Origin of the sequence: Bradyrhizobium sp. WSM2793 (assembly GCF_000379585.1) — a bacterium.
In the GTDB taxonomy this organism is placed as follows: Bacteria; Pseudomonadota; Alphaproteobacteria; order Rhizobiales; family Xanthobacteraceae; genus Bradyrhizobium.
This window is the reverse complement of record NZ_KB902800.1, coordinates 1-17623: the sequence shown is the minus strand read 5'-3', so window position 1 is coordinate 17623 and position 17623 is coordinate 1. Positions and strand designations below refer to the sequence as shown.

18 protein-coding genes are annotated in these 17623 nt (G+C 63.0%); 13 read left to right on the top strand and 5 right to left on the bottom strand.

The window, feature by feature from the left end; all coding sequences use genetic code 11:
- The first annotated feature begins 26 nt into the window (after nucleotides 1–26).
- From A3AS_RS0129040 to A3AS_RS0129025, 4 genes are read left to right on the top strand one after another with little or no spacing between them, the layout of a single operon-like run.
- Nucleotides 27–947, top strand: coding sequence for a carbohydrate ABC transporter permease (locus A3AS_RS0129040; protein ID WP_018321019.1), 921 nt, complete (start codon nucleotides 27–29; stop codon nucleotides 945–947).
- A complete protein-coding gene (locus A3AS_RS0129035; protein ID WP_018321018.1) occupies nucleotides 944–1753 on the top strand; it encodes a carbohydrate ABC transporter permease in 810 nt (269 codons plus the stop codon). The genes A3AS_RS0129040 and A3AS_RS0129035 overlap by 4 nt, the downstream gene beginning before the upstream one ends.
- Complete coding sequence (locus tag A3AS_RS0129030; protein WP_245283309.1) at nucleotides 1642–2592, top strand: endonuclease/exonuclease/phosphatase family protein; 951 nt, start codon at nucleotides 1642–1644, stop codon at nucleotides 2590–2592. Before A3AS_RS0129035 ends, A3AS_RS0129030 begins: the two co-directional genes overlap by 112 nt.
- 3 nt (nucleotides 2593–2595) lie before the next feature.
- Nucleotides 2596–2973: an NUDIX hydrolase gene (locus A3AS_RS0129025; protein ID WP_018321016.1), complete on the top strand. Its 378-nt coding sequence runs from the start codon at nucleotides 2596–2598 to the stop codon at nucleotides 2971–2973.
- A 42-nt stretch (nucleotides 2974–3015) separates the two neighbouring features.
- Here the strand turns inward: A3AS_RS0129025 and A3AS_RS0129020 are convergent, their stop codons facing one another.
- Nucleotides 3016–3603 carry an ANTAR domain-containing response regulator gene (locus A3AS_RS0129020; RefSeq protein WP_018321015.1) on the bottom strand — a complete coding sequence of 196 codons (588 nt, stop codon included), beginning with the start codon at nucleotides 3601–3603 and terminating at the stop codon, nucleotides 3016–3018.
- Nucleotides 3600–4775: a transporter substrate-binding domain-containing protein gene (locus A3AS_RS0129015; RefSeq protein ID WP_018321014.1), complete on the bottom strand. Its 1176-nt coding sequence runs from the start codon at nucleotides 4773–4775 to the stop codon at nucleotides 3600–3602. Before A3AS_RS0129015 ends, A3AS_RS0129020 begins: the two co-directional genes overlap by 4 nt.
- A 428-nt stretch (nucleotides 4776–5203) precedes the next feature.
- Between A3AS_RS0129015 and A3AS_RS0129010 the strand changes: the two genes are divergently transcribed.
- From A3AS_RS0129010 to A3AS_RS0128970, 9 genes are all read left to right on the top strand, one after another.
- Entirely contained in the window at nucleotides 5204–6604 is a 1401-nt protein-coding gene (locus A3AS_RS0129010; RefSeq protein WP_018321013.1) for an amidase, read from the top strand.
- A gap of 17 nt (nucleotides 6605–6621) precedes the next feature.
- Entirely contained in the window at nucleotides 6622–7617 is a 996-nt protein-coding gene (locus tag A3AS_RS0129005) for an acetamidase/formamidase family protein (protein ID WP_018321012.1), read from the top strand.
- Between the two features lie 57 nt (nucleotides 7618–7674).
- Nucleotides 7675–8892: an urea ABC transporter substrate-binding protein gene (locus A3AS_RS0129000; RefSeq protein WP_018321011.1), complete on the top strand. Its 1218-nt coding sequence runs from the start codon at nucleotides 7675–7677 to the stop codon at nucleotides 8890–8892.
- Nucleotides 8893–8985: 93 nt separating this feature from the next.
- Nucleotides 8986–9852 (top strand): branched-chain amino acid ABC transporter permease, encoded by an 867-nt coding sequence (locus A3AS_RS0128995; RefSeq protein WP_018321010.1) that lies wholly within the window; start codon nucleotides 8986–8988, stop codon nucleotides 9850–9852.
- 13 nt (nucleotides 9853–9865) lie between these two features.
- Nucleotides 9866–10933, top strand: coding sequence for a branched-chain amino acid ABC transporter permease (locus A3AS_RS0128990; RefSeq protein WP_018321009.1), 1068 nt, complete (start codon nucleotides 9866–9868; stop codon nucleotides 10931–10933).
- A gap of 2 nt (nucleotides 10934–10935) precedes the next feature.
- The gene (locus A3AS_RS0128985; RefSeq protein ID WP_018321008.1) at nucleotides 10936–11655 is read left to right on the top strand and encodes an ABC transporter ATP-binding protein; all 720 of its coding nucleotides are present in this window, start codon (nucleotides 10936–10938) and stop codon (nucleotides 11653–11655) included.
- Nucleotides 11645–12370 (top strand): ABC transporter ATP-binding protein, encoded by a 726-nt coding sequence (locus A3AS_RS0128980; RefSeq protein ID WP_018321007.1) that lies wholly within the window; start codon nucleotides 11645–11647, stop codon nucleotides 12368–12370. Before A3AS_RS0128985 ends, A3AS_RS0128980 begins: the two co-directional genes overlap by 11 nt.
- A gap of 46 nt (nucleotides 12371–12416) precedes the next feature.
- Nucleotides 12417–13178, top strand: coding sequence for an SDR family NAD(P)-dependent oxidoreductase (locus A3AS_RS0128975; RefSeq protein WP_020508758.1), 762 nt, complete (start codon nucleotides 12417–12419; stop codon nucleotides 13176–13178).
- An 85-nt stretch (nucleotides 13179–13263) separates the two neighbouring features.
- Nucleotides 13264–14667, top strand: coding sequence for an amidase (locus A3AS_RS0128970; protein WP_018321005.1), 1404 nt, complete (start codon nucleotides 13264–13266; stop codon nucleotides 14665–14667).
- Nucleotides 14668–14822: 155 nt separating this feature from the next.
- On the opposite strand, the gene A3AS_RS43985 is transcribed toward A3AS_RS0128970, so the two are convergent.
- The 3 genes from A3AS_RS43985 to A3AS_RS43980 all read right to left on the bottom strand — a co-directional run.
- Nucleotides 14823–16232, bottom strand: a complete 1410-nt coding sequence (locus tag A3AS_RS43985; RefSeq protein WP_256375109.1) for a gamma-glutamyltransferase family protein — start codon at nucleotides 16230–16232, stop codon at nucleotides 14823–14825.
- Between the two features lie 410 nt (nucleotides 16233–16642).
- Nucleotides 16643–17110 (bottom strand): hypothetical protein, encoded by a 468-nt coding sequence (locus A3AS_RS0128960; RefSeq protein WP_018321003.1) that lies wholly within the window; start codon nucleotides 17108–17110, stop codon nucleotides 16643–16645.
- Between the two features lie 274 nt (nucleotides 17111–17384).
- Nucleotides 17385–17623, bottom strand: a 239-nt coding sequence (locus tag A3AS_RS43980; protein ID WP_198293738.1) for a transposase domain-containing protein, incomplete at its 5' end; no start/stop codon positions are given.

Genomic DNA, 17623 nt, shown 5'->3' with positions numbered 1-17623 from the left:
TTCGCCGCCATTCCGCCGACTCTAGAATGACCGACTTCGCCGCCTCATCGCCAATCTCCGAACGCCGCGCCCGGTCGCAGGCGTGGTGGAATGCCGTGAATGCGTGGCTGCTGCTGTTGCCGGCGGCGGTGCTGCTGGTTGCGTTCACGCATTGGCCGATCCTGGCGACGATCCGGCATTCGCTGTTCATCACCAAGCGGAACGGCACCGAGGTCTTCGTCGGGGCGGACAGCTACCGGGCCATGGCGGCCGATCCGATCTTCTGGAAGGCGCTGGTCAACAATTTCTGGTTCGCGCTCGGCACGATCCCGACGTCGATCGCGCTCGCGCTGATCATGGCCGTTTGGGTCAATCGCAACATGCGCGGCCGCGGCTTTCTGCGGCTGGCGTACTTCACGCCGACCGTGCTGCCGATGATCGCCGTCGCCAACATCTGGCTGTTCTTCTACACGCCGGATTACGGCGCGCTCGATCAGCTGCGCGGGCTGTTCGGCCTCGGCGGCCGGAACTGGCTCGGCGATCCCTCGACGGTGATGGGCTGCCTGATCGTTATGGTGATCTGGAAGGAAGCCGGCTTCTTCATGATCTTCTATCTGGCGGCGCTGCAGCAGCTCTCGCCGGACCTCGATGAGGCCGCCTCCATCGAGGGNGCGAGCCGATGGTACACGTTCCGCCGGATCACTTTTCCGCTGCTGATGCCGACCACGCTGTTCGTGGCCATCAATGCGGTCATCAACTCGTTCAAGCTGGTGGACCATCTGGTCATCATGACCAAGGGCGGTCCCAACAACGCCAGCACGCTACTGCTCTATTACATCTATGAGGTCGCCTTCACGTTCCAGGATTCGTCCTACGCGGCAACGTTGACGGTTGTGCTTCTCATGCTCCTGAGCGCGATTGCGCTGATCAAGTTCGGCTATCTCGATCGCAGGATCCACTACCAATGAGAGGCCGGACACACCCCGTCGAAGCCGTCGCAGCATGGCTCCTGGCTTTGATTTGGCTCGCCCCGCTGGCCTATGCCTTCTGGAGCGCGCTGCATCCGGCTGCCTACGCCACCTCGTTCAGCCTGTCCGCGCCCTGGACGCTGGAGAATTTCACGCGGGCCTGGAAGCAGGCGCCGTTCGCCCGGTACTATCTCAACACGGTCGTGCTGGTGACGTTGGTTCTTGTTGGCCAACTCATCCTGTCGACGCTGGCTGCGTATGCCTTTGCGCGCTTCAGGTTCAAAGGTAGCGGCATGGCGTTCGCCCTCGTGCTGCTCCAGCTGATGATCATGCCCGACGTCCTCATCGTCGAGAACTATCGCGCGATTGCCAAGCTGGGCTTGCTCGATACGATCCCTGCCATCGCGCTGCCTTACATGGCGAGCGCCTTTGGCATCTTTCTGCTGCGGCAGACCTTCAAGAGCGTGCCTCAGGAGCTGGTCGAGGCCGCGCGGGTCGAGGGAGCAGGCCCACTCGTGATCCTTTGGCGGGTCTATGTGCCGTTGGCACGCCCCACCTACGTCGCCTTCGGCCTCGTCTCCGTCAGCTATCACTGGAACAACTTCCTGTGGCCGCTGATCGTCACGAATTCGGTGGAAGCGCGTCCGCTCACGGTGGGTCTTGCCGTGTTCGGCGCGCCTGAAACTGGTGTGGATTGGTCGGTGATCACGGCCGCGACCGTGATGACGATGGCCCCGCTGCTGATCGCGTTCCTGCTGTTCCAGCGTCAGTTCGTTCAGTCATTCATGCGCGCGGGTATCCGGTAATGCGGCTTCTCACCTGGAACATTCAGTGCGGCAAGGGGTGCGACGGCGTCACCGATCTGTCCAGGATCGTTGCCGTCGCCAGGCAGTCGCTCGATGCCGACGTGTTCTGCTTCCAGGAAGTGAGCGCCAATTTTTCGAGATTTGGCGATGGCGCGGATCAGAGCGCCCAGCTCGTGGCCTTGCTGCCCAGCTACTCCGCGATATTCCGGCCGGCGATCGAGACGGTGGATCGCGCGGGCAGTATCCACTGTTTCGGCAACATGACGCTGTCGCGGTTGCCGGTGCTGCAGATCGCCAATCACCTCTTGCCGTTCCCGGGCGCGGGTGGGGTGCGCAGCATGCGCCGTCACGCCCTCGAGGTGACGGTTCAAGCCTCGTTTGGCGCGATCCGCATCGTCAACACGCATCTCGAGTTTCATTCGGCCGATCAGCGTCACGCGCAGATCACGCGGCTGCTCGATCTGCAGCAGGACGCATCGGGGAGTCCCAAGCAGGCCAGCTCCGGGCACGATGAGCCATATGGAAGCCAGACCGTCGCTGCGTCGAGCCTGATGTGCGGCGATTTCAATTTCGACGTGGCCGATCCCCAGCACACCCTGATCGACCGCTCCGGGCGACGCGGTCTGAATTACCGCGATGCGTGGACCGCCAATCGTCCGGGACGCCAGCGGGCGCCAACATGCGGAATCTACGACCGCGCGCAATGGCCCGACGGGCCGGACTGTCGCGACTTCATCTTCGTCACGGAGGATCTGGTCCGTCGCGTGCGCAGCATCGAGGTCAACGCAGCAACCGATGCGTCCGACCACCAACCCCTCGGGATCGAAGTGGCGGACTAGAGAATGGCGAAGTCATCAAAGCTTGTTGTGGCAAGGAAGGGCAGGGTGCTCCTCGTCAGGCGGCGGCGCGACAAGCGCTGGATGTTTCCGGGCGGCCGCAGGCGTGCCGGCGAGAGTGAGAGAAAGTGCCTCGATCGCGAGATCATGGAGGAGCTGCCCAAGCTCAGGCTTGGCGAGTTGAGGCTGTGGAAGGAAGTCAACGGCAAGAACCGCAGGTCCGGCCGAAGGATGAGCGATGCGATCTTCCTGGGCAAGAAGGCCTCGGGTCCCCTGAAGATCGGCGACAAGAAGGAGCTCGACCGGGCGGAATGGCGCAAGCCGCGCGGACTGAAGCTGACCCCAACCTCGCGCTACATTCGCGACAAGCTGTTTCCGAAATAGGCGGGGGCCTGGCTGTTCGCTGTGCGGAGCAGTACAGGCAGTCTAACCAGTTGCGCGCGGGAGCACGCCCCTGGCAGTGATCTCCGCCGAGAGTTCTTCGATCGTCTTGCGCTGCTCCATCGCGGTTCTGCGGATCAGGGCAAAGGCGGCAGGTTCGGCGAGCGCATGCGAATGCATCACCTGGAGAACGGCGGCGAGCACGACGCGACGCGACCGCAGGCGCTGCTCAAGCTTGAGAATCTGCTGCTTCAATTCGCCTGTGCGTTCGTTGCGCTCGAATGCCATGACGAGCGCTGCGTAAATGCCGGCGGACCGCAGCGGCTTGATCAGGAACGATGCCGGGTCGAGCTCGAACACCAGCTTGAGGCGGCTCGGCGTTTCGGTGCCGAGCAGGGCGATGACGGGCGATCGCGCCAGGTACGCGCGTTGCGCCGGTTGCAGCAGGGGCAGGAACTCGTCGTCGATCAGCGATAGATCAGGGGCGAAGCCGACGGGCTCCGCCGGCGTCCATGCGACACCCTCGATCCCGAGACGTTCGAACTGCCGTCGCACGATGGTTGAGTCGCGCTCGTCCTTGATGGCGACGAGCGCCTTGCGTCCGCGTAGCGAAAATGAAGACGGTCTGCTCATTTCACAACCCGCAAATGCGGCGCGTTCGGCAATGCGCAGCCCGCCGAGGTGTCTTTCGACGGGCTGACGGCAACGTCGAGCTGCGTCAGGTAGGGATCAGGCTTAACAGGCGCGTCGGCTTCCCAGAAAATATCAAACTGTCCTTGCGGATTGGATACGGCAAGCCGTGGTGTAAGGACGCAATGATTGTTGCCGCCATCGATCCACACCGGTCCTTGCGGCGAATTGTAGCGATAGCCCGCCGCGGCGCGCCGCACCTCGGCAATGTCGGACGTCCCCGCGCGCTGCAACGCGCGGGCCAGCAGATAGACCGCGACATAGGCGGACTGCCCGTCCACGGAAGGACTGCTGTCCGCGCCGTAGCGCGCCTTCCAGCGTGCGACGAAGGCGCGGTTCTCCGGCAGGCGGATGCTCTCGAAATAGGCCGACGAGGTGATGCAGCCGGCCGATGCCGGACCGACGATCGCCAGTTCCGGCTCGCAGAGGCTGCAGCTCAGCATGGGTATCTCGAGGCCGGCGGCTTTGGTGCCGGCGTCAAAGGCGCGGATGAAGTCGTAGCTCGAGCTTCCGACCAGCGTGTTGAACACGATCGGCGGCTTGCGGCGGACGATCTCGTCGACGATGTGACCGACGGCGCTTTCGCCGAGCTCGAGCAGCCGTTCGGCGAGGATGTGGCCATCTGCCGCGCTGACCAGCTCACGGGTGACGCGATTGGTCTCCCAGGTCCACACATAGTTGGAGCCGACACAGAAAAACTCTCGCGACAGATTGTCGAGCACGTAGCGGACCAGCGGCAACACGTTGTGATTAGGCGAGGCGCCGACATAGATCACGTTGTCCGAGCACTCGAAGCCCTCGTAGCGGGCGGGATACCAGAGCAGGCGATCGGTGCGCTCCACGATGGGGAGGACCTGCTTGCGCGAGGCCGAGGTGTAGCAGCCGATGATGTGCTCGACGCCGACATTGCGGATCAAATCGTCACAGACCGTGTGATATTCGGAGACGATGCCGCGGGGGTCGCGGATGTGGGGCGTGATCGAGAAGGCGAACTCGGTCTGCGTGTTGATCTCGTCGACCGCCATCATCGCGCTCTTGAGGATCTCGCGGCCCATTGCCTGATAGGGCCCTGACTGCGAGCAGATGATGCCAACGGGAACAGACGGCTTTGTCATTGACGGCTTTCGATCGCGAAACGCGAAGATGAAATCATCATCGCCGATGAGAGCGCAAGGGGCTTAGAGTCGGCTTGCCGTTTTGCTGCGCAGCACTCTCGAAATTTAGGCAGGGAGTATCGTTGACAACACGATGGTCAGTTACTTAGACTTTTCTCCTACAGGGCGACCTGTCGAACCTCGCGTGCGCTGATCTGGCCGATGACGTCCAGCTCTTTGCTAACCAAGTGCTTCGTTCGATCACGGCCCCTAAGCGATAGATCATAGCCGCGGCATTTGAGCCATTCGTTACCTCATTCGGGAGGGGCGGGTGGCTTTTTTCGTTTTGCCGCCAGGACAGCTGGCGATGCGTCCGCGTCGCCAGAACGGTGACGCATGTCCGCGCGCGAGCGTGCGTGTGAGTCACATCGCGTGGGAGGATAGGAACGATGGCGGCAACAGATCTCCACTATCTCGGTCTCGTCGACGTCGGACGGAAGATCCAGGCGGAGGAGCTGTCGCCGGTCGAAGCCACCAAGGCGATGCTCGGCCGGATCGAGAAGCTCGACGGCAAGCTCAAAAGCTTCGCCTATGTCATGGCCGACTCGGCGCTCGCGGAAGCGGCCGCGGCCGAGAAGGAGATCGCTTCCGGCAAGATCAGGGGACCGCTGCACGGCGTGCCGGTCGCTGTGAAGGATCTCTGCTGGGCCAAGGGCGCGCCGGCCGCGCATGGCATGACGATCCATCGCGACTTTCGCCCGACCGAGGACGCCACGGTGGTTGCGCGGCTGAAGGAGGCCGGCGCGATCATCCTCGGCAAGCTGCAGCAGACCGAGGGCGCCTATGCCGATCATCATCCGAAGATCGACCCGCCGAAGAATCCGTGGAACGCGGATCTCTGGCCCGGCGCATCGTCGAGCGGCTCGGGCGTGGCGACCGCGGCCGGCCTCTGCTTCGGCTCGCTCGGCACCGATACCGGCGGGTCGATCCGCTTTCCGTCCGCGGCCAATGGTGTCACCGGGCTCAAGCCGACCTGGGGACGGGTCAGCCGCTACGGCGCGTTCGAGCTGGCACCGACGCTGGATCACATCGGCCCGATGGCGCGGAGCGCGGTCGATTGCGGCGCGCTGCTTCGCGTGATCGCCGGGCAAGATCCCAAGGATACGACGGCGGTTCCGCTGTCGGTACCCGATTATCTCGCCGGCCTGACCGGCGATCTGCGCGGCGTGACCATCGGCCTCGACCGGCGCTGGACCAGCGAAGGCACCGACGGCGATGCCGGCAAGGTGCTGGCCGAGGGGTTGCGGGTCGCGGCCGATCTCGGTGCGAAGATCAAGGAAGTTGCCTTTCCCGATCCCAAAGCGATCATCGACGACTGGTTCCCGCTCTGCGGCATCGAAGTCGCGGTCGCGCATGAGGAGACCTATCCAGCGCGCAAGGACGAGTACGGCCCGGCGTTGACCGGCCTGCTCGATCTCGGCCGGCAACAGTCCGGCATGGATTACCAGAAGATCGCGCTCCGACGCGAAGCGTTTCGCGGCGCCGTGCGTGTGCTGTTCGAGACGGTCGATCTCCTCGCGATCCCGGCCCAGGCGTTCGCCGCGCCGACGCTTGCCAAGATGGCAGCGCTCGGTGAGGACGCCTCGCTGATCGGAGGCCTGCTCCGCTTTACATGCCCGTTCGACATGACGGGAAGCCCGACCGTGACGTTGCCCGGCGGCTTCGCGGCGAACGGCGGCCCGATTGGCTTCCAGTTCGTCGGCCGTCATTTCGATGAGGCCGGTCTCGTTCGCGCGGGCGATGCGTTCCAGCGCGTCACCGACTGGCACAAGCGTCATCCCGCGATCTGAGTCGAGGAGCCGATCTCATGTCTGAAGACTGGTTGAAGACATCCATCATGGCCAAGCGCGCCGTCGCCAAGGGCGCGACCGGCACGACACATAGCCTGACCATCGAGCAGCAGGGGGACTTCCACTACGTCTATGGTCCCTATGCCAAGCCGACCCTGTCGATCGACCCCGGCGGGGTCGTCGTCGTCGAGACCGAAGATGCGTTCGGCGGCGTGTTGACCAAGGACACCGACAGTCCCACCGCCAAGTTGAACTTTCCCTATCTCAACCCGCAATGCGGGCCGATCGCGGTGAAGGGCGCCAAGAAGGGCGATTGCCTCGCGATCTATATTCGCGACGTCGAGACACGGGGCGAGCAGCCGGCCGGCACGACCTGCATCATTCCGGAGTTCGGTGGGCTGGTCGGGACCGGGTCGACGGCACTGCTCAATCCGCCGCTGCCGGAGCGCGTAAAGAAGCTGCATGTCGACAGGAGCGGCGTGCGCTGGAACGACAAGCTCACGCTGCCCTACGAGCCCTTCATCGGCACCATCGGCGTCTCGCCGGAGATCGAGGCGATCTCGTCGCTGCAGCCGGACTATCACGGCGGCAACATGGATTTGCCCGATGTTGCGCCCGGCGCGATCATCTATTTCCCGGTGCATACCGACGGCGGGATGCTCTACGTCGGCGACTGCCACGCAACGCAGGGCGACGGCGAACTCTCCGGCGTTGCGCTCGAGCAGCGTGCGACTGTCACGCTCCAGGTCGATTTGATCAAGAATTGGAGCTTCGCCTGGCCGCGGCTCGAGACCAAGGACTTCATCATGACGATCGGCAGCGCGCGTCCGCTCGAGGACGCCGCGCGCATCGCCTATCGCGAACTGGTGCGGTGGATGGCGGCCGATTACGGCTTCGACGAGATCGACGCCTACATGCTGCTCAGCCAGGCCGGCCGCATGCGCCTCGGCAACATGGTCGACCCCAAATACACGATGGGGGCGTCCATCTTGAAGAATTACCTCAAGCCATGACACCCAGCCGCTTTCCATAGAGGGGACATCACGATGAATTCGGGACACAAGCTACGGATGGTTTTGCTCGGCGCCATGTTCGGAACCGCGGCGTCGATGAGTATTGCCAACGCCGCGGAGCCGCCGCTGAAGGTGGGTCTGCTCGAAGACGTGTCCGGCGATCTTGCCTTCATGGGCATGCCGAAGCTGCACGGCTCGCAGCTCGCCGTCGAGGAGATCAACAAGAGCGGCGGCATTCTGGGCCGGCAGATCGAGCTGATCCACCTCGATCCCCAGGGCGATAACGCACGCTACCAGGAATTCGGCCGGCGCCTGCTCAATCGCGACAAGGTGGACGTACTGATCGGCGGCATCACTTCGGCCTCGCGCGAGGCGCTGCGTCCGATCGTCGATCGCACCACGACGCCGTATTTCTACACCAACCAGTACGAAGGCGGCGTCTGCGATGCCAGCATGATCAGCATGGGCGCGGTGCCCGAGCAGCAATTCTCGACGCTGATCCCCTGGATGGTCGAGAAGTTCGGCAAGAAGGTCTATGTCATCGCGGCCGACTACAATTTCGGCCAGATCTCGGCGGAGTGGAACCGCAAGATCATGAAGGAACTCGGCGGCGAGGTCGTCGGCGAGGAGTTCATCCCGCTCGGCGTGTCGCAGTTCGCGCAGACCATCCAGAACATCCAGAAGGCCAAGCCCGACTGGCTGCTGACGATCAATGTCGGCGCTGCCCAAGATTCGTTCTTCGAGCAGGCGGCGGCGGCCAACCTCAATTTGCCGATGGGCTCGTCGATCAAGGTCATGCTCGGCTTCGAGCACAAGCGGTTCAAGCCGCCGGCCCTCAACAACATGCACGCGACTGCGAACTGGTTCGAGGAGATCGATACGCCCGAGGCCACCGAGTTCAAGAAGCGCTGGCACGCCAAGTTCCCTGACGAGCTTTACATCAACGACATGGGGTACAACGCCTATAACGCGCTCTACATGTACAAGGCGCTGGTCGAGAAGGCGAAATCGATCAAGCTCGAGGACATGCGGAAAGTGATCGCGACCGGCGATGCCTGCATCGACGCGCCCGAGGGCAAGGTCTGCATCGACCCGAAGAGCCAGCACACCTCTCACCGCATGCGCCTGATATCGGTCGGGCCGAAGCACGAGGTGAAGGTCGAGAAGGACTACGGCACGATCCAGCCTTACTGGCTTGGCGAGATCGGGTGCGATCTCACCAAGAAGAACGACAAGGATCAGTACACGCCGAGCCATCTCCCCAAGAAGTCCTGAGGCGGGCACGGATCTTGCTCGTGTTTGATGTCACGTTTCTGAACAAGACCGGCGCCGCAACGACGCGGCGTCGGGATCGGCAAGGGGACCAAGATGTCGGCTGAAGTGTTCTCGCTGTTCTACCAGTTCGCCGACGTCTTCGCGTTCCTCATTCTCTCGGCCGCAGGCCTCGCCATCGTGTTTGGCATGATGGGTGTCATCAACATGGCGCATGGCGAATTCATAATGTGCGGCGCCTATGTGACCGTCGGCTTGGTGAATCTCGGCGTGCCGCTCGCGATTGCCCAGATGCTGGCCGCGGTGACGGCCGGGCTCATCGGTGTCCTCGTTGAATTCCTCGTCGTGCGGCGGTTCTACAAGCGCCCCCTGGATTCGCTGCTCGCGACCTGGGGACTTAGCCTGATCGTGACGCAGTCGATGCTCCTGATCGTCGGTTCCGCCGTGCGCGGCATCGGGACGCCCGAGGGGAGCTTTGCGATCGGCGGCTATACGTTCTCGACCTACCGCCTGGTGCTGTTCGGTTGCGCCGTGGCGGTGCTGGCCGGCCTCTACACCATCTTCATGAAGACGCGCTTTGGCGTGATCGCGCGAGCGACGATGCAAAATGCGGCAATGGCCAAGGCGCTGGGTGCACGCACCGGCCGCATCTATGCGATCAGCTTCGGGATCGGAACCGGCCTTGCCGGGCTTTGCGGCGCGCTCTACGCGCCGACCATGACGCTGATCCCGACCATGGGCGCGACCTTCGTGGTCGAGAGTTTTGTCACCGTCGTGATCGGCGGAGCCAACGTGCTGCTCGGAACGGCGCCGGCCGCCGTGTTCCTGGCGATGATCCGGATGGCGTTGAACGCGAGCTACGGCCAGATCATCGGACAGATCGGCATGCTGGTCGCCGTCATCCTGATCATCCGCGTCTTGCCCGAGGGACTCTCCAGCGTGCTGGTTCGCCGTGGACGCTAAAGGGGAATCTGTGATGTTCAAGCTGCTCGAAGGTCCACAGACGCTCGGACGCGGCAAGATGTTCTGGTCGTGCTTCCTGGTCGTGCTCGCGGGCGCGCTGGCCTATCCGCTGTTCGCCGATTCCTACGATGTCGGCAATTTCGCCTACTTCCTGATCTGGATCTTCATGGCGCTCGGCCTCTGCCTGATGTGGGGCTATGGCGGCATGCTGTCCTTCGGCCAGACCTTGTTCTTCGGCATCGCCGGTTACGGCTACGGCGTGCTCGCGATCAACATGGGCGGCGGCACCGCGACGATCGCCGCGCTCGCGCTCTCCGTGGTCCTGGCGATGATCGCCGCCGGCATCCTCGGCTATTTCATGATCTGGGGCGGCATCAACGGCATCTTCTTCGGCATCGTGACGCTGTCCGCGACGCTGGTGCTGGCTTTTTTCCTCGGCCAGACGGCCGGGCCGGAATGGCATATCGGCCCGGCGCGGTTGAACGGCTTCAACGGTATGAAGGGCATGGACCCGCTGACGGTCGGCGACTTCTACATCGAGGGATCGGCGCTTTATTACGTCATGGTCGCGCTGATCGTGATCGTCTATCTCGCGCTGCGCATGCTGGTGAATTCGGGCATCGGCAACGTCATCGTGGCGACGCGGGAGAATCCGCAGCGCGCGGAGATGCTGGGTTACGACGTCAGGAAATATCAGCTGCTGACCTTCGTGATCGGCAGCGGTCTCGCCGGCCTCAGCGGCGCGCTGTACACGTCCTGGGGGCAGTTCATCACGCCGTCCAGCATCGGCTTGCCGGCCGCCGCGATGCCCATCGTGTGGGTGGCATTCTCCGGGCGCAGCGATCTGACCGCGACGCTGGTCGGCTCGTTCCTGCTGCTGTTCGGCTTCCAGACCATCACGGTCTACAGCCAGCAGGCGGCGCTGGTGCTGATGGGAGCGCTGCTGCTCGCGACCGTGATGCTGGCGCCGCAGGGCTTCGTGCTCGGCATCGGCAAGCTAGCCGCCGACTGGTGGCGGGGACGCCGACGGCCTAGTGACGTTGTGGCAGAGGCCGGCCGCTTGCAACCGGAAGATTCCTGATCATGTCGCTGGTCGAAGTCAAAGGCGTCTCGAAGCGCTTCGGCGGATTGACTGCCGTCTCCGGCGTCGACCTCACGGTCAACGCCGGGGAGATCCACTGCCTGATCGGCCCCAATGGTGCCGGCAAGAGCACACTGTTCAAGCTGATCGTCGGCCTCTATCCGCCGACCGAGGGCAGCATCCTGTTCGACACCGTCGATATCACGGCCGAGCGGCCCTACGCGCGCGTGCAGCGGGGCATGAGCATCAAGATGCAGGCCCCGAGTGTGTTCAAGGAATTGCCTGTCCGCCAGAACATCCAGACCGCGCTGCAGGAGCGATTGTCCGGCTCGGAGCGCAGCGCCGAGGAAGATCGCCTGCTGACGCTGCTCAATCTTGCGGCGGATTGCGACAAGCTGGCGGGCGCGCTGTCGCACGGCCAGCAGCAATGGCTCGAAATCGGGATGGCGCTGGCGTTGAAGCCGCAGCTCCTGCTGCTGGACGAGCCGACCGCGGGCATGTCGCCCGAGGAAACCTTCAGGACCGGCGAACTGATCAGGTCGTTCAATTCCGAGGGCATGACGGTGCTCGTGGTCGAGCATGACATGGCCTTCGTTCGCCAGGTCGCCCAGCGCGTCACGGTGCTGCATCTCGGCAGGATCTTTGCGCGCGGCACGCTCGACAGCATCCTGCAGGACGAGAAGGTCGCGGAAATCTATCTGGGTAAGACCCATGCTCACTGAAGCGTCGTCCTCAGAGCGGATTATCGACGTCGCCGAATTGTGGGCGGGGTACGGTGCGACGCCGATCCTGCAGGGCGTCACCATGTCGGTCTCGCGTGGCGAGATCGTCGGCGTGATCGGCCGCAACGGCGTCGGAAAATCGACCCTGATGCGCTGCCTGATCGGCCTGCTGCAAACCTGGCGCGGGACGATCCGCTTCATGGGGCAGGACGTCACGGCGCTGGAAGCCGACGCACGGGCGCGGGCGGGCTTTGGCTACATCCCGCAAGGGCGCGACGTGTTCCCGCAAATGACCGTCGAGGAGAACCTTCAGGTCGGCGAGCTGATCGGCGGCCCCGCCGGCAAGAAGCTGCCGGAGCTGGTCTACGAATATTTCCCGCGGCTGAAGGAGCGTCGGCGCCAGCCCGCGGGCACCATGTCGGGCGGCGAGCAGCAGCAGCTCGCCATCGGCCGTGCGCTGATCGGCAATCCATCCCTGATGATTCTGGACGAGCCGTCCGAAGGCATTCAGCCCTCCATCGTCCAGCACATCTGCGAAGCGCTCCGGTCCTTTCGCAACGAGCTCGGAACCACCATCATCTTCGTCGAGCAGAACCTCGACACGATCCTGGCGATCGCCGAGCGCTGCTACATCATGGAGAAGGGAAAGATCACGCGGTCGCTCGCCGGCGGCGAGGTCAACGAGGACAATGTGCGGGAACAGCTTCTGCTCTGAACGGCCTCAGGCGTGCTTTCAAGTCGTCAATAGGGAGGGAATAAACATGGATCTCGGACTCAAGGGCGCAAAGGTTCTCGTCACCGGCAGCACGAAGGGCATCGGCAGGGCGATCGCCGAGACCTTTGCAGCCGAAGGCGCCTATGTCGGCATCTGCGCGCGCAACCAGGCCGACGTCGACAGCGCGGTCACCGCGATCAAGGCGAAGGGCGTCGCCGCGTTCGGCAGCTCGGTGGACGTCTCCAATGGCCCGGCGCTCAAGGCCTGGGTGGAGGATATGGCGTCCAAGCTGGGCGGCGTCGATATCGTCGTCGCCAATGTCAGTGCGCTCTCGATCGGGCAGGATGAGGAGAGCTGGGAGAAGGAGTTCTCCACCGACATGATGGGCACGGTGCGGCTGGTCAATGCGGCGATGCCGTATCTGGAGAAGAGCAAGGCGGCCGCGATCGTCACCATCTCCAGCGTTTCGGGCCGCGAAGTCGATTTCGCCAGCGGTCCTTACGGGACATTCAAGGCCGCGATCATCCACTACACGCAAGGACTTGCCTTCCAGCTTGCCGGCAAGGGCATCCGCGCCAACTCGGTCTCGCCGGGCAACACCTATTTCGAAGGCGGCGTCTGGAACCAGATCAAGGACGGCAATCCCGAGCTGTACAAGACCGCGCTGGCGCTGAACCCGATGGGTCGGATGGGCACGCCGCAGGAAATGGCGAACGGCGCGGTGTTTCTTGCCAGCAAGGCGGCGAGCTTCATCACCGGCACCAACCTCGTCGTCGATGGTGCGCTCACGCGCGGGGTGCAGTTCTAGACGTATCCAGCATCGCGCCATTACGAGACCGGGCCGTCGCGGCGCCGGTGAGCGAAGCCGTTTCCGACAACAACAGGGCTGTCAGATGTCATCAGATCCAATCCACTACAAGTCGATCACCGAACTCTCCGAGCTGTTCCATCGCGGCGAGCTTTTGCCCTCGAAGGTGACCGAGGCAATGCTGAGCCGGATCGCCAGGCTCGACGGCAAATTTCATGGTTATGCACTCGTCCTTGCCGAGCGCGCCATGGCGCAGGCGAAGCGCTGTGACGCCGAGCTTGCCAGTGGCATCTGGCGCGGGCCTCTGCACGGCGTGCCGATCGGACTGAAGGACCTCTGCTACACCAGCTTCGCGCCGACGGCAGGCGGCACCACGATCCACGCCAAGTTCGTCCCGTCGTTCAACGCGACGATCGTAGACCGGCTCGAGCAGGCCGGCGCCGTCACGCTCGGCAAGCTGAAGATGACCGAGGGGGCCTACACCAGCCATCATCCCAACGATCAGGCGCCGCTCAATCCCTGGGGCGTCGATTACTGGGTCGGCTCGTCCTCCAGCGGATCAGGCGTGGCGACCTCGGCGGGGCTCTGCTTCGGCTCGATCGGCAGCGACACCGGCGGCTCCATCCGGTTTCCATCGGCAACCTGCGGGCTGACCGGGATCAAGCCGACCTGGGGACGCGTCAGCCGCCATGGCGTCTTTCCGCTGGCCGACTCGCTCGACCATGTCGGGCCGATGTGCCGGAGCGCAGCCGATGCGGCGGCCATGCTCGGCGTCATCGCAGGGGCGGATGTCAACGATGCCACCGCCCTGCAGGCGCCCGTGCCGAACTATCTCGCGGGCATCGGTGACGGGGTCCGCGGCCTGCGGATCGGCGTCGACCGCAGCTACACCCAGAACGGCATCGATCCGCAAGTGGTCGCCGCGTTGCTCGAAGCCGAGCGGACGCTCGCCGCGCTCGGGGCCGACATCCGCGAGGTCAAGTTCCCGGCCTATGAGAAGCTCGTGAGCATGTGGATTCCGATGTGCTCGATCGAGACCGCTGAGGCGCATCTTGAGACCTATCCGTCGCGGAAGTCGGAATACGGCCCGGACTTGGCGCAGCTGATCGAGCAGGGCAGGTCGATGAGTGGCGTCGAGATCGCGCAAATCCATCACGAGCGGCTGAAATTTTGCGGCAGCCTGGCCGCCCTGTTTGGCGATATCGACCTGCTGCTGATCCCCACCATGCCCGTGCCGATCCCGACACTGACCAGGATGGGAGAGTACGGCGCCGATCCGAACGTGCTGCTCAGCATCCTGCGCTTCACCGCGGTGTTCGACTTCTCGGGCAACCCGACCATCACGCTGCCGAATGGCATGGCGTCGGACGGCCTGCCGCTCAGCATGCAGCTCGTTGGCCCGCATCTGTCGGAGGATGTGCTCGCGCGCGCCGGGCATGCCTTCCAATCGGCGACGGACTGGCATACCCGGCGCGCTCCGATCGATTGAGCCTGTGTCGGCTCGGCTCTGGGGGGCTGGACACCGCTTTCCTGATCACTGACGGACGCTAGTCGAATCGGACAACTCCAATTGGGACGACAGATGTCGTCGCTCCCATCCCTCCACTGCGAAACAAGAATGATCTATGCTTGGCGCACAATAGATCACCATGCCGCCACGCACCCATCGCTTCTAGGATCGCACGCGCCCTCAAGGAGGCCATCGGGATGCCGAACGATCGCACCGGCGTGGCCCATCTGAGACGTGAAAGGACCGACGAGCTCAACCTCATGACCGGCTTTGCGTAGTGCCTCATAAAGTTCCGGGTCGAAGCGGTCCTCCAATTTTAGGGAAGTGCTAGCGTCCCCCCAAGCGCGCCCGAGCAGCCAGCGGGGTGCCGTGATCGCCTGCTGCAAGGGCATGCCAAAGCGGGCATAGCGCGAGAAAATTGCGCCCTGCGTTTGTGGTTGGCCTTCGCCCCCCATTGTGCCGTAAGTCATCACCCGTCCGTCTTGGAAACGGGCCAGGCCTGGAGTCAACGTATGGAACGGCTTTCTGCGCGGTTCCAGAGCATTCCAGCCGCCGCGCGACAATCGGAAACTGCTCCCTCGATTCTGCCATACAATGCCGGAGCGTGGCAGAACAAGCCCGGAGCCAAACTCGAAGTAGGTGCTCTGGATTGCACTTACAGTCCGCCCTTCATTGTCGATCACCCCGAACCAAGTGGTGTCGCCGGCAGAAGGGGGCTGAGGCCAAGGCAAGGCACGGTGACTTTCGATTCGAGCCGCCATTTTGTCGAGGGCGTCGCTGTCATCCAGGAGCGACTGCGGATTTAGGTTCATCCAGGCCGGATCGCCCACATGCGTGTCCCTCACCAAGAAAGCTTGCTTCGTGGCCTCGACGAGACCATGCAAATGCGAAAAGCTTTCTGGCTTGTCTGCGGGAATGCGGTCGAACAAAGCTAAAATGAGCAGCGATGCGAGCCCCTGAGTTGGTGGAGCGGTGTTGAAGAGCCGGGCGCCGGAAATGTCTACCGAAAGCGGTTCAGAGCGGTCCGCCAAATGCTCGGCGAAGTCGGCCGCTGTAAGTGGACTTCCCAGCGCCTCCAGATCGGACGCAATCATCGTAGCAAGAGGACCATTATAGAAAGTTCCGAGTCCCTCGGAAGCCAGGCGGCGGAGAGATGCCGCGAGGGCGGGCTGCCGGAAGCGTTCGCCTTCCACCATCGGTCGCCCCGCACGCTCGAAAATGCTTGCGTAGGCACCGGGCAAATTCTTCAACTCCGGGCTCTTATTGGCCGCGATCTGGGCGCCATCACGGGTAAGCGCTACACCGTGCTCCGCGTATTGAATGGCGTCACGAAGCAGCCGCGAGGGAGATAAAAGGCGGCGACGGCTCGCCTCGAGGGCTGCAGCCCATCCAGAGACGGCTCCTGCCATCGTGTTGGCGGCTAGCGGTCCGCGGCGAGATACCGAAGCATGGACGAGTAGTCGGGACCACGCGCGCGGAAAGGCCGCAGGAGCTGCACGCGCGCTAGGGCGGCGAAGCCGACCGACGCTCCGGCAGGCGCGCAGCGAGTACAGGGTTCAAGCACTTTCGTGCGCATCGATTCCTGCTTTGAGATTTGTTAATATCCGATCTTCTAGATAAGGAAGAGCGTTACCGCGAAAAGTCAGCGTGTCGATGCGAACCAGGGTCGGCGGCATGTACGTGCTTTCGCCGTCGTTCAAGATAGCACTTAAGATACAATCGTTCGTTGCGCGTGCGATGCCTGGATTGCTTCGTGGTCCGAGACAAGCGCATCGCGCACGGTGCGTGGATCACGTCGCGCGAAAGCTCTGCGAGATGTCGCGGAAGTCGGATTAACCCCATAAAGTATTCAGATCAAATTCGCTCCCGCACGCGCCGACACTGGATAGATCAGCTGGTCAAACATGACCGCTCGATCCGACTCGGTGAGCGATGCATTTGACCTTATGAATGATTATTCGGAGAGCTTGACCTGATCGGTGGCCGTCTTGCCATCCTGCTTCTCCGCAGCCAGTTCTGTCATTGGCTTCTTGAGAATGTGAGAGACGCTCGACAAGACGCCTTTGAGGGCTTGGCTCCACGGAACTCCCACGATGGGGATCGTGCCACCATGGTAGCGCGCCTTGAGACTAACCATGAAGTCAGTCGTATCGATGACCTGCTCCGGCGTACAGTTTTCGATCGGGCGTCCTTCGCAGATGCGCTCTAAGCGTTTGTCTTGGATTTTATCGACCAACCGAACGAAAAGATGATACACGCGAGCGGCGTCTTCAGCGATCTCCAAGTCTTCGAGAATGATTTTCTGGGTTAGTTCATCGCCGGCGACAAGATCGAGATCGCAGAAATTGGTCGTCGCAGCGAGCTTGGTGCCCAGCCGTGAGCCGTGCTCCTCGCCAAATTGCTCGGCTTCCTGAAATAGCATGTCATGTACGGTGCCAACTGCGACCGAGGTTTCGGAGAACTTGAATCCGAACGCCCGGACGCAGGCGGCTTCGTCGAGATCGTCCGCATCGACTCTCTTCCTGACGCAAGGTCGCTGCCACAGCGTATCTGACGATCCGTCCCATCGGTATGAACTGCCGACGGTTCGTCTCGAAGTATTCGATCAGTTCGTCGAGTTCGTCCTGCGTGGGTCGTCGGTCACGCTCATTGCTCTTTCCAACGTAAGCATCCGGTGAGTACCGCGCAGCGGTCACTCAGGCAGCCTGATTGGCTTGCTTGTTCCGGTCGCGCCAATTCCAGGGCAAGAGTTCGTCGAGCCGGTGGGCCGGATGTGCAGCGATGCGCGCCAGGACGTCGGCGAGCCAAGCTTGTGGATCGAGGTCGTTCATCTTGGCCGTGACGATCAGGCTGTATATCATGGCGGCCCGGTCACCACCTCGGTCGGAGCCACAGAACAGCCAAGACTTCCGCCCCAGGGCGATGCCGCGCAGGG

What these genes read in the sequence shown, in the direction of transcription:
- A3AS_RS0129005 (WP_018321012.1), top strand. Translation starts at nt 6,622, where the DNA reads ATGTCTGAAGACTGGTTGAAGACATCCATCATGGCCAAGCGCGCCGTC.
- A3AS_RS0128980 (WP_018321007.1), top strand. Translation starts at nt 11,645, where the DNA reads ATGCTCACTGAAGCGTCGTCCTCAGAGCGGATTATCGACGTCGCCGAA.
- A3AS_RS0128970 (WP_018321005.1), top strand. Translation starts at nt 13,264, where the DNA reads ATGTCATCAGATCCAATCCACTACAAGTCGATCACCGAACTCTCCGAG.
- A3AS_RS0128975 (WP_020508758.1), top strand. Translation starts at nt 12,417, where the DNA reads ATGGATCTCGGACTCAAGGGCGCAAAGGTTCTCGTCACCGGCAGCACG.
- A3AS_RS0128995 (WP_018321010.1), top strand. Translation starts at nt 8,986, where the DNA reads ATGTCGGCTGAAGTGTTCTCGCTGTTCTACCAGTTCGCCGACGTCTTC.
- A3AS_RS0129000 (WP_018321011.1), top strand. Translation starts at nt 7,675, where the DNA reads ATGGTTTTGCTCGGCGCCATGTTCGGAACCGCGGCGTCGATGAGTATT.
- A3AS_RS0128985 (WP_018321008.1), top strand. Translation starts at nt 10,936, where the DNA reads ATGTCGCTGGTCGAAGTCAAAGGCGTCTCGAAGCGCTTCGGCGGATTG.
- A3AS_RS0128990 (WP_018321009.1), top strand. Translation starts at nt 9,866, where the DNA reads ATGTTCAAGCTGCTCGAAGGTCCACAGACGCTCGGACGCGGCAAGATG.
- A3AS_RS0129015 (WP_018321014.1), bottom strand. Translation starts at nt 4,775, where the DNA reads ATGACAAAGCCGTCTGTTCCCGTTGGCATCATCTGCTCGCAGTCAGGG.
- A3AS_RS0128960 (WP_018321003.1), bottom strand. Translation starts at nt 17,110, where the DNA reads ATGCTATTTCAGGAAGCCGAGCAATTTGGCGAGGAGCACGGCTCACGG.
- A3AS_RS0129020 (WP_018321015.1), bottom strand. Translation starts at nt 3,603, where the DNA reads ATGAGCAGACCGTCTTCATTTTCGCTACGCGGACGCAAGGCGCTCGTC.
- A3AS_RS0129010 (WP_018321013.1), top strand. Translation starts at nt 5,204, where the DNA reads ATGGCGGCAACAGATCTCCACTATCTCGGTCTCGTCGACGTCGGACGG.
- A3AS_RS0129025 (WP_018321016.1), top strand. Translation starts at nt 2,596, where the DNA reads ATGGCGAAGTCATCAAAGCTTGTTGTGGCAAGGAAGGGCAGGGTGCTC.
- A3AS_RS0129035 (WP_018321018.1), top strand. Translation starts at nt 944, where the DNA reads ATGAGAGGCCGGACACACCCCGTCGAAGCCGTCGCAGCATGGCTCCTG.